16 protein-coding genes are annotated in these 14323 nt (G+C 36.0%); 15 read left to right on the top strand and 1 reads right to left on the bottom strand.

The annotated features are described in order from the left end of the window. Window positions 1-5: 5 nt before the first annotated feature. Entirely contained in the window at window positions 6-965 is a 960-nt protein-coding gene (locus tag ABWU69_RS03935; RefSeq protein WP_265034314.1) for an RluA family pseudouridine synthase, read from the bottom strand. A 175-nt stretch (window positions 966-1140) separates the two neighbouring features. Here ABWU69_RS03935 and ABWU69_RS03930 point away from each other — a divergent pair, with 175 nt between their 5' ends. From ABWU69_RS03930 to ltrA, 15 genes are all read left to right on the top strand, one after another. After that, the gene (locus tag ABWU69_RS03930; protein ID WP_353284978.1) at window positions 1141-2436 is read left to right on the top strand and encodes a Na+/H+ antiporter NhaC family protein; all 1296 of its coding nucleotides are present in this window, start codon (window positions 1141-1143) and stop codon (window positions 2434-2436) included. A 457-nt stretch (window positions 2437-2893) separates the two neighbouring features. Next, window positions 2894-3163 (top strand): hypothetical protein, encoded by a 270-nt coding sequence (locus tag ABWU69_RS03925; RefSeq protein WP_353284977.1) that lies wholly within the window; start codon window positions 2894-2896, stop codon window positions 3161-3163. Further along, entirely contained in the window at window positions 3148-3741 is a 594-nt protein-coding gene (locus ABWU69_RS03920) for a transposase (protein WP_353284976.1), read from the top strand. The genes ABWU69_RS03925 and ABWU69_RS03920 overlap by 16 nt, the downstream gene beginning before the upstream one ends. Beyond that, entirely contained in the window at window positions 3683-4096 is a 414-nt protein-coding gene (locus ABWU69_RS03915) for a transposase (protein ID WP_353284975.1), read from the top strand. The genes ABWU69_RS03920 and ABWU69_RS03915 overlap by 59 nt, the downstream gene beginning before the upstream one ends. Beyond that, complete coding sequence (locus ABWU69_RS03910; RefSeq protein ID WP_353284974.1) at window positions 4080-4208, top strand: hypothetical protein; 129 nt, start codon at window positions 4080-4082, stop codon at window positions 4206-4208. Before ABWU69_RS03915 ends, ABWU69_RS03910 begins: the two co-directional genes overlap by 17 nt. 54 nt (window positions 4209-4262) lie before the next feature. Continuing rightward, on the top strand, window positions 4263-4394 hold the full coding sequence (locus ABWU69_RS03905) for a hypothetical protein (protein WP_353284973.1): 132 nt from the start codon (window positions 4263-4265) through the stop codon (window positions 4392-4394). Window positions 4395-4412: 18 nt separating this feature from the next. Next, entirely contained in the window at window positions 4413-4553 is a 141-nt protein-coding gene (locus ABWU69_RS03900) for a hypothetical protein (protein ID WP_353284972.1), read from the top strand. Continuing rightward, window positions 4543-6249, top strand: a complete 1707-nt coding sequence (locus tag ABWU69_RS03895; protein ID WP_353284971.1) for an ABC transporter ATP-binding protein — start codon at window positions 4543-4545, stop codon at window positions 6247-6249. The genes ABWU69_RS03900 and ABWU69_RS03895 overlap by 11 nt, the downstream gene beginning before the upstream one ends. A 695-nt stretch (window positions 6250-6944) precedes the next feature. Next, window positions 6945-7463: a hypothetical protein gene (locus ABWU69_RS03890; RefSeq protein ID WP_353284970.1), complete on the top strand. Its 519-nt coding sequence runs from the start codon at window positions 6945-6947 to the stop codon at window positions 7461-7463. Window positions 7464-7545: 82 nt separating this feature from the next. Further along, window positions 7546-8982, top strand: a complete 1437-nt coding sequence (locus ABWU69_RS03885; RefSeq protein WP_353284969.1) for a hypothetical protein — start codon at window positions 7546-7548, stop codon at window positions 8980-8982. A 133-nt stretch (window positions 8983-9115) separates the two neighbouring features. Further along, entirely contained in the window at window positions 9116-10822 is a 1707-nt protein-coding gene (argS, locus tag ABWU69_RS03880) for an arginine--tRNA ligase (protein WP_353284968.1), read from the top strand. 54 nt (window positions 10823-10876) lie between these two features. After that, window positions 10877-12436: an ankyrin repeat domain-containing protein gene (locus ABWU69_RS03875; RefSeq protein ID WP_353284967.1), complete on the top strand. Its 1560-nt coding sequence runs from the start codon at window positions 10877-10879 to the stop codon at window positions 12434-12436. Continuing rightward, entirely contained in the window at window positions 12420-12599 is a 180-nt protein-coding gene (locus ABWU69_RS03870) for a hypothetical protein (protein ID WP_265034305.1), read from the top strand. The genes ABWU69_RS03875 and ABWU69_RS03870 overlap by 17 nt, the downstream gene beginning before the upstream one ends. A gap of 83 nt (window positions 12600-12682) precedes the next feature. Continuing rightward, the gene (locus tag ABWU69_RS03865) at window positions 12683-12811 is read left to right on the top strand and encodes a hypothetical protein (protein WP_353284966.1); all 129 of its coding nucleotides are present in this window, start codon (window positions 12683-12685) and stop codon (window positions 12809-12811) included. Window positions 12812-12931: 120 nt separating this feature from the next. Continuing rightward, complete coding sequence (gene ltrA, locus ABWU69_RS03860) at window positions 12932-14182, top strand: group II intron reverse transcriptase/maturase (RefSeq protein WP_353284965.1); 1251 nt, start codon at window positions 12932-12934, stop codon at window positions 14180-14182. Window positions 14183-14323: the final 141 nt, after the last annotated feature.

The raw sequence follows: 14323 nt of genomic DNA, 5'->3' as shown, positions 1-14323 counted from the left end.
TCGTTTCAGTCGAAAAATAGCGCTTCAATAGACTTTTCAATGTGCTTAGGAATAGGAGCGGTAATAGTGATTTCTTTATTATTTGGTAATTTTAAAGATAAAGAATGTGAATGAAGGTGAATTTTACTTGCTACTCCATCAATAAAAGCTTTTTTACCACCGTATTTACCGTCACCAAGAATAGGGCAATTTATATGAGCTAAATGTGCACGTAACTGATGGGTTCTGCCGGTAATTGGTTGTAATTTTAAATAAGCAACATTGTGTTTGGATTTTGCTATAATTGAAAAATGCGTAATGGCATTTTGAGGTGAATTTTCATCAACAACTACCTTTTCTTGACCAGAAATATATTTTTTCGCCAATGGATAGTCTATTGTTCCACTATCCTTGCTCGGTATGCCAGAAGTCAATGCTAAATAAGTTTTTTTTACTCTTCGTCCTTTAAATTCCTCCATAAGGTATCTTGCAACATTAGCATTGCGTGCGAATATTATCACTCCACTCGTATCTCTATCTAGCCTATGGACAATTTTAAATGTTTCTCCCTCTCTTATTTGGTCAAGCAAATCACTAATACTAATCTTTACTTTTACGCCACCTTGAACGATGACCCCTGCGGGTTTGTTTATAGCTAATATATATTCGTCTTCATATAATATGTTCTCTCTTAGCAGATTCACTAACTTTTCATTATATTTGCGATCAGAATTAGCGTTTTCAATATAATTCAAGTGCTTCAGCGTTATAGTTTGCCCAGAGTTTACTCTGTCACTAGACTTTGCTTTGCAATCATCAACTTTGATTAATCCTTTCCTTAAAGATTTTTCAATTACAGATTGCTTTAGATCAGGAAAGATTCTTCTGATGTACCTATCCAGCCTAACGTTATCGTCTTCTACTGATATGGTTTTTATATTCTCCATTACTTTATTTGGATGTATGCTAATATCAGCTGTTTGCATGACATAAAATAAAGTATAGCACAAGATATAAACTCTTCGGCTACATGTGCTATTTATTTAGTAGATTAAATATGAAGTTTAAAACTCTGCTATTAACTTCCTGTAGAACTAGTGAAAACCAAACTTGCTTAAGACCACTTAATTAGTTATAGTTGTAAGTTTGAGGTACAGTGAAATGACAGCTTTTGTCCCTTTGATCATTTTTTTAATCTTATACCTTGGAAGTGGTGCTTATTTTTCTTTTATCGGAACTGATAATCCACTTCATCAGGTTTCACCAGTAATATGCTTGTTACCAGCACTATTTTTTGCTGTCTCACGTGGTACAAATAAAATTCAACATAACATAGATACTGTTATCAAGGGCATGGGTGACAAAAATACCCTTACTATGTGCTTGATTTTTCTATTTTCCGGAGCATTTTCTGCGGTTACTCAATCAATTGGTAGCGCAGACACTGTTGCTAATTTAATTCTTAATTTCCTTCCAGCACGATTACTACTTCCTGGAGTATTTTTGGCTTCTGCTTTTATTTCAACTGCGATTGGTACATCTATGGGAGTTGTTGCGCTGATGGTACCTATAGCTGTTAATCTGGCAAAAAGTGGAGCTTTTGGTCTTGAAATAGGAACTGCAACTGTAGTAGGTGGTGCTGTATTTGGCGATAACCTTTCGATGATATCTGATACCACCATTGCATCTGTTTCTTCACAGGGAGCTTCAGCAAAAGATAAACTTAAAATGAACTCTAAAGTTGCAATTATTGCCAGCATTATAACACTCACCTATCTGGCAGTAATTTCAAGTAGTACAAAAATTATTTCTATATCAAATTTAGATTATTATTCTATAATAAAAATTATTCCTTACATTTCTTTAATAATCATGGGGCTGCTTGAAGTCACCACTTTAGTAACAATAACTGTAAACATAATTATTGCTGGTGTGCTAGGAATAACTTTTTTTGACTATGCTATCATTCAATTTCCTCATGACGTGTATGACGGTTTCAAAAAAGTAAACGAGATAATGATATTTGCTCTATTTATCGGTGGGTTGAGCCATATAATGTACAAACAAGGTCAAAAAGCGTTGCATAAACTCATCGATGAAAGCAATATCACAAAAACTAAAGCTGAATTTGTGATAGCAGGAATTGCGTCTATGTTTACTACCTTGGTTGCCAATAATACCATTGCTATTTTACTAAGTGGTGGCATTGCAAAAAGACTCGCACAGAAACACGATATTGCACCATACCGCAGTGCATACTTATTAGATGTTTTTGCTTGTGCTACAAAAGGTATCTTACCTTATGGTTCTCAACTATTGCTGGCAGGTAGCATCGCCTTTGTATCACCTGTTTCTTTATTAACACAGGTATATTACTGCTTTATTTTAGCAGCAGTTACAATAGGCGAAATAATCATCAACAGCAGAAAAGAGAAACATCGTGCGGCTGCAACTTAGAGTTTCTCTTTTTTTACCCATAAGGAACGGAATTACTTGACACCCTCCGCCAGCCCCCTTATCATGAAACTGAAGGTATTCAGTTATCTTCATCTGTGCAGATTAAACAGCAAGAAAACAACGTAGTTGGCGTCTTATTTTTAATTTTTTGCACTATGTGCACCTTATGTCTTCACAATATTTCTAGGTTTTTACCTATATAAGCTGAAACGCGCTTATAAGTCGTTTAAGACAGTATAGTACGCCAATTTGCAGGATTAGAGAGTGACAACTAGCTAACACGGGGTTTCTTTTGCCTTTTTTTCTGCTTAGTAAATTTCTTAAACATTTAAACAAAGGTGAGTTGCATTTAAAAGCAGCTAAATTGCAGTGTTTAAGACTTAAAAAAACGCCAATACTGAAAATAGACAATTACTAGGGCTTCTTTTGCCTTTTTTTTCGTTTGGTAAATTTCTTAATGTTTATAGCTAAAAGAGCCCAAGAGAGGTGTCATTCCAGTGCCCCTGTGATGTCATTCCAGTGCTTGACACTGGAATCCAGTTTTCCATATAATCTCATCGAAAACGTTGTAACCACTTTCTATGCTAGTTTGCTTGTAAACAAGCAAACTTTCCTGGATCCCAGTGGGCTTTGTTGCATAGCAACCGAAAAAATCTGGTGGCTACTGACAAAATTCATTATAAATAACCATTTAACTGTTGAAGAAAAAATATGCCACAGAAAATGAAAGTCAGTAACCAAAACGAATATAACAAATTCCTTGAAAAAAGGGGAAATATTTTTCGTTACATCGATGAAGCTATCGAAAATTGGTATGAAAATAGTCCAAAAATGCAGGGCGGCAACTATATTTACAGTGATAAAGTCGTAATTTTGGTGCATATAATTGTCAATCTTTTTAGAATTGGTTTAAGACAAACGGTGGGGTTTATAAAAGGATATCTGCAACAAATAGGAAAAAAATTGGCAGTTATCAGCTATTCACAAGCATCAAGAAGGTTTAAAAAACTTAATATTAAGATAAATGATTGCAGGGTTGATAAAAGCAACATGGAAAATATTGAAATTATCATAGATAGCACAAGTATCAGCATTTACAGTAACACTCCTGGCCACAGTAAGGAAAACAGTGCAGATAGAAAGTACCGAAGCTACGAGCAAGTAAGAAAGTTACATGTTATGTTAAGTGTGAATAGTAAAAAAGCTATAGCTGCAAGATACAGTAATGGCGTCTACTCTGACCACTATGGAGCTTGCGATTTGCTTGAAGAAGTTAATTTTCAGCACAAAATTATATGCAGATAGGGCATACGATAGGCACAAACTTTATAAATTGTGTAAGAAATACGATATAAAGACAAAAGTTCTACCAAAAAAGGATGCAGCAGAACATTCAAAAATAGATTATATGTCTGACAGAAATGCTGCTATTAGGTTAATAAAATTATATGGACAAGATGGTGTAAAAGAGTGGAAAAAGGAAGCAATTTATGGAAAGAGATCTTACATAGAAGGATTTTTCTCAAGGTTGAAGCAAGTATTTGGATTTAGCTTTAGGAATAAATCTGAAGTAAATCGTGAAAAAGAATTACTAATTAAGTGCTATTTGCTCAACAAATTCACTGATATTGGTATGGCTAAATTTGAAATCATTACATAAATTTGTCGTAAACCATCACTGCTTAAGGTGCTATGCAACAAAGCCATCCCAGTGTCTGGGCACTGGGATGACAGCTAGCCTGACAATCGTCATCCCGCTGCTTGTTAGCTGATGAGATACCGCGGCGGTATGACGGTTCGCGGTGGCATCCTCGTCATCCCGCTACGTGTTAGCGGCTAAGAGATACCGTGACGGTATGACGGTTCGTGACAGTATGACGGTTCACGGCAGTATGACGATAAGCTCGTCATCCCGCTGCTTGTTAGCGGCTAAAAGATACTGCGGCGGTATGACGTAGGACCGCTGTCATCCTGCTTTGTTAGCGGATGAGATACCGCGGCGGTATGACGGTTCGTGGCGGTATGACGTTAGCTATTGTGCTACACCTTTCCCCTTTCCCCTGAAACTAAAATCTATATACTTAACTTTAGGAACTTCAAAATACGATGCGATCTAATATTAGGCAGTTATTTTACTATATAAAGCCTAATCTATCTTATTTCATCATAGCTTTTATTGCAGTTTTATTTTCAGCCTTAACGATCCTCCTCTTTGGCAGAGGCTTAAGCAATATAATTGATTCTGGTACAGAGCACGATTTTACTACCAAACTATTAGTTGCAATACTTATAGTTTTAGCCATTTCTCTCACTGCATTTACTCGGTTATATTTCATTGGCATTGGCAGCGAGAAAGTTATCGCAAGAATCAGATATGACTTATATAGCAGTATCACTGACTTGCAACCAAGTTTCTTTGAGAACACAGGCGTACAAGATGTTATCTCAGCGTTGATTACTGATACCTCTATGCTGCAATCAATAATAAACAGCAGCTTACTAACCATATTACGAAATTTTGTGATTCTGATTGGTAGTGTTGCCATGTTATTATATACAAATATACAACTAACTGCGTATGCAGTCGCAATAATACCTATACTACTCATTATCATGACCTCACTTGGAAAAAAAGTGCGTAGCTATGCACGCTTTGCCCAGGATAAATTAAGTGAGCTTGCGTCATTTAGTGAGGAAAATTTTCGATCTATAGTGACTATCAAATCGTTTGTACTCGAAGAAAATGAAAAAACCCGTTTTAAGGAGTATTTAAACTCAGTATCAAAATCATACGTAAAATTAGTACTCTTGCGTGCTATTCTAGTAACTCTAGTTATCACGTGTGTGATAGGTTCACTAGTTGTTTTGCTCTTTTTTGGTATTAAAGAAGTCTTAAGCAATAATATAACTATTGGAAAACTCTCCTCATTTGTGTTTTATTCAGCGCTCGCAGCAGGAGCTATAAATAATTTGAGCGATAATATCAGTGATTTACAACGAGGTCTTGGAATAGTAGAGCGTTTATTTGAATTTAAAAATATGAAAAGCTCTATAGCAGATCCCGACGATCCTATAAAAATTTGTAGTGTTCAAAAAGGAATTTCGTTTAATGGCGTAACATTTTTTTATGCTGATAAGCCAGCATTAGATAACGTATCATTTTCTATAGAGGCAGGTCAAGCAGTATCAATTGTTGGACCATCTGGCAGTGGTAAAAGCACCATTTTAAAGCTTCTGCTCCGTTTTCATGATCCAAATAAAGGTAGCATTACTATCGATGGGCACAATATTAAGTCAATTGCGCTAAATGACCTCAGATCGTTGTTTGGCTTAGTGCCACAAGATCACATGATATTTTCTTGCTCAATAATGGAAAATATACTATATGGCAAACCGGGTGCTGAATATGAGGAAGTAAGGCAAGCAGCTATCGGTGCTTATGCGATGGAATTTATTGATAAGCTGCCTGATAAATTTGATACATTTGTAGGAAAAAGAGGGTTAAAACTTTCTGAAGGACAAAAACAACGTATTGTAATAGCAAGAGCCATACTCAAAAACCCTCAGGTTTTAATACTGGATGAAGCAACCTCCGCACTTGATTATGAAAGTGAAAAACTCGTGCAAAAAGCATTGAGCAAGTTAATGCAAAACAGAACAACAATCGTAATTACACACAGATTATCAACCGCACTTAAAACTGACAAGATTATAGTAATTAATCATGGAAAAGTAGAAGAAGTAGGAACTCATGACTCTCTAATGAGTAAAGACGGGCTATATGCAAAACTGGCGAAGATACAGTGGAATTGAAAGAAAATTTAAATCATACCGTTAGTTGATATGCTAGATTTATAATCACAATTATTAAATCTTTAATTATTGTGATTTATAATAACATCATAGTATTTTTTTAAGGATTATTATGTTTTCTCATTGCAGTAATTTACCAAAACTACCATTTACGGGTTATAATTTGCCAGCTTTACCAGCACCAGTATCGAACTGTGCACAAGCTTGTGCACCTGCATACGCACCTTGTGCTACTAATTCGTGCCACAATCATTTTAACTCATATCATAACTATTATGACACATGTCATAATCCTTGTGATGAATTTGGGTTTTTTTGCTAGAGGATTGTTTTTAAACAACTCATAAACGCATGTCTAGCTATACATGCTTCCAAGAGCACATGGTTTCCCATGTGCTTCACATTTTCTTGAAAATATAATAAACAGGTGCTTACTTATTATTCACAGTAACCATATATTACAATTTATTTCAGCAACACGACTAATTTGACTACTGACAGCTTCTTCTTGGAATCTTATCATTATTCTACCATAGTAAAACTTTTAACTCTAATATCTGCTACATTAAAGTCGTATTTTGAAATGTACTGTAAGTTAAGGACTTTGTGTATGCTAATTTTAGTCTTTAAATTATTATTATTTTAACTATTATATACTATAATTATAGTAATTTTTAATTACTAAGGAAACTATTATGAACTACAATCTTTTTTCACAATCATACGCTTCTCCATACACGGCTTACACCTCTGAACCACGAAATTGTGCACACGTGCATCCGTGTATTCCTACACATACAACTTGCACTCCCAAACTATGGAACCACCATCCTTGCTTTGAACCATGCAACCCTACCACCATTAACATACGTATACCACCTTGTCCACAGCCTGAACCTAAACCTGAACCTAAAGAACCAATTGACTTTTCAAAGCTTGCAATACTAATCAACCCAGTTACTGGCGAGATTCTTGATGCCACTACTAAGGAATCTACTGGTAAAAATTTTAAAGAATGTCAAAAAATTATAGAAGAAACTAAAAACGATCTTGAAATTGGCCCAAACAATAAACTCATAGGAGGATGTGATAGCGATGCTTCATGTAAAGCTTGTGTGGATGCAATAAATTCTTCCATATCAGATTCACGTAAAGTAACAGCATTTTTTTCTGAAGAGATGTCAGTACCAGAAGATACTTTTGAAGTTATTTAGGAGCACTACAGAGGTGGGTATTCACTGCACCTCTACTTATAATTAATTTTTAATAATCATGACTTACCAATGGAGGTATACTATGTTAAAAAATAACCTTTTTTATCCATGTCAACAGGGTAAAAGCTATATACATCACCGACCACTTAGAATATGTGATACTAATAATATGCCGCTGGTAATCAACAAGGATAAGACCGGTGGATGTGATAAGAATGCAATACAGAAGGAGATAGAAGGTAAAATAAAGGAAAATGTTAAGAATGAACTGAAGAAAGACCTTAAGTGTGAAATTGATGATAAGACTAAGGGTGAAATAAAGGAAAACGTTAAGAATGAACTGAAGAAAGACCTTAAGTGTGAAATTGATAATAAGACTAAGGGTGAAATAAAGGAAAATGTTAAGAATGAACTGAAGAAAGACCTTAAATGTGAAATTGATGATAAGACTAAGGGTGAAATGAAGGAAAATATTAAGAATGAACTGAAGAAAGACCTTAAATGTGAAATTGATGATAAGACTAAGGAGGAAATGAAAAATAAAATAAAAGACGAAATAAAGGATGAGATAGATTGTAAATGTGATAAGGATGCTATACAGAAGGAGATAGAGGATAAAATAAAGGACAAGTTGAAAGAATTTATTAAAGATACTGTAATTGAGGAAGTCAAAGGTAATATTGATAAAGAATGTCCTCCTGAAGATGGTATTATTATTATGCCTAAAGTAATCACTCCAGAACACGCTATAATTAACAAATGCGGAGCTTACTCTGGCTATTATAAATACTCTCCTGAGAATCAGGTAGGTCATTATGCTTTTAATACATCAGATATACTAAAGAAACTGTATCCTGAGATGTTTGATAACCCTAAAATTATGGAACACATAAAATCAGGTGCAAATGCTCCATATTCAGCACATAATTTTAAGCTTGCTTTTTCAGATGATATTAACTATGCGTGGGGTAGCCCTAGCAACATGTGGTGTAAAAAGTGTACAGAACTTCCCAATGACTCCGTTTGCAAGAGTGACACAGAGACTAAAAGTCTTTGTTATTCTGCAAAGAGCAGTTACGACACTAAAGAATATAGCAAAAACTTCTTTAATGAAGAATGTCCTAACCTTGTTAGTAAACCTATTCAAATGGGATCGGAAGAACAAAATATAATTACGAAGCAGGGTATGCCGCTGTTGCTTGTTAATTACAAAACAGGAAAGATAATAAATAAAGATGGTGAAGAAACTGATCAGCATTATGCTGTATGTCAGCGTTACCTTAAAGATGATGGTAGACCTAAATCGATAGAGGATTGTGGTAATGGTGAAGCCTGCAAGAAGTGCATTAAAACACTGAACGAATCCATTTGGGATGCTGGAGATAAAACGATTATATTAAAAATTCCTGCGTTTAATGACCAGATGCTCAAGTCCGATATGGCAACAAGTGCAACAAGTATATATGAAAATGAGAACGATAACGCTTCTTATTATACTAGCAATAACGACTTAATATAAACCATAACTTTTCTGGGTCTTTCGACCCAGAAAAGGTCGCCTTACACCAAACAAAGAATAGAGATAAGATAAACCTTCAACTAGCCCCACTTATTCGCTATATTGTTGGAGGTTTTCATAGTTTTTCTAGTTGATGAACATTTTTAAACAGGTTTCCTCTCTAATTTCCAGCAAATTAAATGAGTTGAAGCAAAGGGGTGTTATAAGCACGAATGCAACAAACTTTATCGTAGAGCCTCCAAGCAATAGAGCACATGGAGATATTTACACAAACGTTGCTATGGTGCTTGCAAAGCATGAAAAGAAGAATCCCATTGAAATTGCAGAGATCTTAGCAAGAGAATTTAAACCTTTTGATGAAATTGCAGAAGTGGAAATAGCAGGCCCTGGTTTCATCAACATGCACTTAAAAATAGAAGTGTGGCATGGAATTTTAAAACAAATAAATGAGCTAAAAACAGAGTTTGGTACCCTAGATATAGGGAACAATCAGGCCATCAATGTTGAGTTTGTATCTGCAAATCCAACTGGTCCACTGCATATTGGTCATGCAAGAGGGGCAGTATTTGGTGACGTTCTGGCAAATTTATTGAAAAAAGTTGGTTATAAAGTTACTAAGGAATACTATATTAACGATGCTGGAGCGCAGATAGATACACTAATAAAGTCAGTATATTTGCGGTATAAGGAAGCTCTGGGAGAAAAAATCAGTATAGAAAAAGGTTTATACCCAGGTGAATATTTAAAACCGATAGGGGAGGAGCTGGCTAAAAAATATGGCAAAGAGCTTCTAAAAAAGCAAGATAATCAGATAATTAGAGACTATACTTTAAGTTCTATCTTAGAACTCATAAAGGAAGACATGAACTTACTTGGGGTAAGTCATGATGTTTTTACTTCAGAGTATGAGCTACAAAAAAGTGGCAAAATTGAAGAGAGTATAAAGATATTGTCTGACAAGGGTCTAGTGTATGAAGGGTACTTGGAGAAACCAAAAGGCAAAGAAAGTGAAAATTGGACTTCCAGAAAAGAAATGTTATTTCGCTCTACAAAATTTGGTGATGACGTTGACCGCGCATTGAAGAAAGAGGACGGCAGTTGGACTTATTTTGCCTCGGATATCGCTTACCATTTTGATAAGATATCACGTGGTTTTAACAATATGATCTTAGAGGTTGGTAGTGATCATAGTGGTTATATCAAAAGGCTCAAAGCAGTCGTCTCTGCGCTAAGTGATGATCAAGCGAAAATAGAGGTAAAACTGCATAATATTGTGAATTTTTTTGAGAATGGCAAACCTGTTAAAATGTCCAAAAGATCAGGAAACTTCCTCACAGCAAGAGATGTAGTGGAAGAAGTTGGCAGGGACATAACTCGTTTTATAATGCTAACACGCAAGAATGATATGGTCTTGGACTTTGATTTTGCTAAAGTTAAAGAACAGTCAAAAGACAATCCTATTTTTTACGTGCAATATGCGCATGCTCGTGCTCATTCGTTAATGCGTAATGCTCCAAAAGAGCTCCCAACAGCAGATCCTTCACTTTTAAAGACCGATGGGGAGATATTCCTCATAAAAACCTTAGCAAAGTGGCCAGATGTAGTAGAAACTGCAGCAAGGCTTTATGAGCCACACAGAATTACTTTCTACTTACTTGAAGTTGCAGAAGCGTTTCACGTTTTATGGGGGTATGGCAAGAGTGATTTAAACATGCGTTTCATACTGGAAGATAACTTAAACCTCACCGCTGCAAGAATGTTTCTCGTCCAAGCCTTAGCGCACGTCATCGCTTCTGGACTTTCCATCTTTAATATAGAACCTTTGGAAGAGATGAGTTGACTTTTTTGCCATAATACATGATAATTAAAATATTATTGAAGTAGGGGTAAAATTATGACAATGAACTATGAGCAGTGGAAAAGAATGTTAAGCGCAGTTGATAAGGAGGAAGGCTTAAGTAAGGATAACGTAATTGAAAAAATAAAAGAGAAATTAAAAGCAGAAAATGGAGAAGATGAGTATAAAAAGTGGGAAGAGGCTGGTTTTAATGTAAATCACCTATTTGAAACTGATGATACATTGTCTTCATGGTTTTCATGTGATAAACTTACGTTATTGCATTTAACTGCTCGCAATAACCTAGGAAATGTGGCAGATGTCCTATCAAAAGTAGAAGGAATTGATGTTAATGCAGCTGCAAAAAATCCTAAATATACCCCTTTGCATATAGCCGCTCTTTATGACAGCGAAAAAGTAGCAGGTGCTCTGTTAAAAGCAAAAGAAATTGATGTCAATGTTGCAACATTCTTTTTACCTCCTTTACATTTAGCTATTAAGTTTTACAGCTATAAGGTAGTAGAAGTTCTATGTAAGGAAAGGCCAGATATTATCAATGCAAAAAATAAGGATGGCGACACTCCTTTACATCAGGCTATCTTTCCACCCAATGAACAAGCCATATGTATTTTGCTAAAAAATGGAGCAGATGTTAATGTAGTAAATGAATATAGAAATACTCCTTTACATGAGGCTGCTTGCGGAAGCAACACAGATATATTGAATATTCTCATAAGAAATGGAGCAAGTATCGATGAAGTAAACAAGTTTGGAAATACTCCTTTACATCAAGCTGTTAATCACAAACGTGAAAAGGTAGTAAACATTCTAATAGAAAACGGAGCAAATGTTAATGCAATAGGGAAAGGTGGTTATGCTCCTTTATATTTGGCTGTTGAGAATAATCATGTGGGAATAGTGAATTCTTTATTAAAGAGAGAAGACATAAAGGTTAATATAATGGATGGGGACGGCGACACTCCTCTATATAAGGCTGCTTCCAAGGGTTACATAAAGGTGGTAGATACTCTATTAAAAGCAAAAGGAATCAATGTTAATGTAATGAATAGGGACGGCGACACTCCTTTATATGAGGCTGTTTTCAATGGTCACATAGAGGTGGTAGATGCTCTATTAAAAGCAGAAGGAATCAATATTAATGCAGTACATAAACCATATTTGTGGACTCCTTTACATTTGGCTGCTAAAAATGGCCATATAGATATAGTACGAGCTCTAGTAGAAAAAGGAATAGACCTTTTACTGAAGGATCAAAATGGTAAGACTCCAAGAGACTTAGCTAAAAATGATGATATGAAGGAGCTTCTCAAGGAAGCAGAAGAAACCCAATTGAGACAGCTAGCAATTAAACGAGCAACTAAAAACGGTATTATTGCCGGCTGTTTAACTGCATTATTAGGTGCTGCAGCAGCAGTAGCACTTTTTGCAACCGGAACAGTTGCAGTTGAGTTAATACCTATAGTAATAGCAGTGGCTGCAATTGCAGCAGCAGCACTAGCAGTTAGTGGTATCACATATATGATGTTAAAACCTAGTACTAAAATAGATGAAGTGGAAGAAGAACAAGGCATAACTGGGGATGAGCGGAAAGCTTGATCTGCTGGATTCCAGTGTCAGCTACTTTCATGACATCATCCTTTTTTCTGGATCCCAGTATCGGCTGTGTGCTGCAGTAACAAACAAAGTAATGTTTGTGAGAAGCTTTATTGAAGATGAAGGAAGGTCCTTCGAAATCGGTTTTCAGGAGCAGCCACCTTAAGTGGCTCTATTTAAGAGATAGGGTCATAAGCGTTAAGGAAAAATCAGCATATAAGCTGGAAGGTGTGGATCAGAAAGACGAACGTGAGTGAACCACTGATGAACGTGTCGAAAAGGGAAGTGAACATCGAAAGGGGGAGTGAGTCGTTAGGAACCAGTCGATTTGATGCAAAGCGAGATAAGCAAGAGGCTAATCCTCAAGTTTTAGAGTAGCGATACAAATCACTGGGGCGGATTAACTCGTAGTAGTGAAGAAGTGGTTGTAATGACCATGGAGCGAAGGGGTTAAGCTAGTCGACTTTAGTAAATCATTCAACTTGTAGGAGGATGAAAGTGATTGAACGAACAAAGCCTTTTGACATACCAAAATCTCTAGTGTTTTTGGCTTATAAAAGAGTTAAAGAAAACAGAGGAGGAGCAGGTATTGATGATCTAACAATTGAAAAGTTTGATCAAGACTTAAGCAAGAACCTTTACAAGCTATGGAATAGGCTATCATCTGGTAGTTATTTTCCACCCGCAGTGAAGGCTTGTGATATAACTAAGACAGATGGAGGGACAAGGACACTTGGAATACCAACTGTCTCCGATCGTATAGCACAGGAAGTTGTAAGAAGTGTTTTAGAACCAGAGCTTGAGAAGGTATTTGATGAAGATTCATATGGTTATAGGCCAAATAAATCGGCATTAGATGCCATAGGACAAACCAGGAAGCGATGCTTCGACCAAAATTGGTTAATAGAGTTTGATATCAAGGGAATGTTTGATAACATAGACCACAATCTACTGATGAAAGCAGTCAGAAAACACACTGCAAACAAATGGGTTCTCTTATACATACAAAGATGGCTAGATGCAGATATACAGCTTGAAGATGGAACAAAGATAAAGCGTCTCAGCGGAGTACCGCAGGGAGGTGTAGTGAGTCCTATCTTAAGCAACCTATTTATGCACTATAGTTTTGATGTATGGATGAGGAGAGAATATCCAAGTATAAAGTGGGCAAGATATGCTGATGATGGTGTTATACATTGTGTAAGCAAGAACCAAGCACAACTAATTTTGAGTCAACTTGAACAGAGACTGAAGATTTGTAAATTGGAAATAAAACATACAAAGACCAAAATTATCTATTGTCAAGATGGAAAGCGGAAGGAGAATCATGAGAATGTATCATTCACATTCCTTGGGTACGAATTTCGAAAAAGACTTGTACGAAATAGAAAAGATGGTAGTTTATTTGTAAGTTTTACTCCGACTGTAAGTAAAGAAAGTTTGAAAAAGATGAGAAAAGAAATTAGAGGCTGGAAATTTGCTAGAAGAACAAACTTGGAAATAGAAGATATATCACGAATATGTAATCCAATTCTAAGGGGTTGGTTTAACTATTACGGGAAGTATCACATAACTGCGCTAGAGGACATAATAAGAATGTTTAATAGAAAACTCAGGAAGTGGTTTCAGACAAAGTATAAGAAGCTGAGTGGGCATAAAACCAAAGCAGCTAAGTTACTAGAAAGAATCGCAAAGAGTAGACCAAATCTTTTTGTACACTGGAAATTAAGTATAGGACTAGGGCAATGATTAGTGGGAGCTTTATGAGATGCGAGTGTGCGCCGTGGTACGCATTAAGAAATACTTAGCGGAGCTAAGCGGGGTTCAGAATAAATGGCCTCGAGGTGAACAACTAACTTTAACCCGAAAGGGAAGGAGGACAAGAGCATG

It is taken from the genome of Wolbachia endosymbiont (group A) of Beris morrisii (genome assembly GCF_964028185.1).
Taxonomy (GTDB): domain Bacteria; phylum Pseudomonadota; class Alphaproteobacteria; order Rickettsiales; family Anaplasmataceae; genus Wolbachia.
Note: the sequence above shows the minus strand (reverse complement) of the source record. Positions and strands in the feature narration are given on the sequence as shown.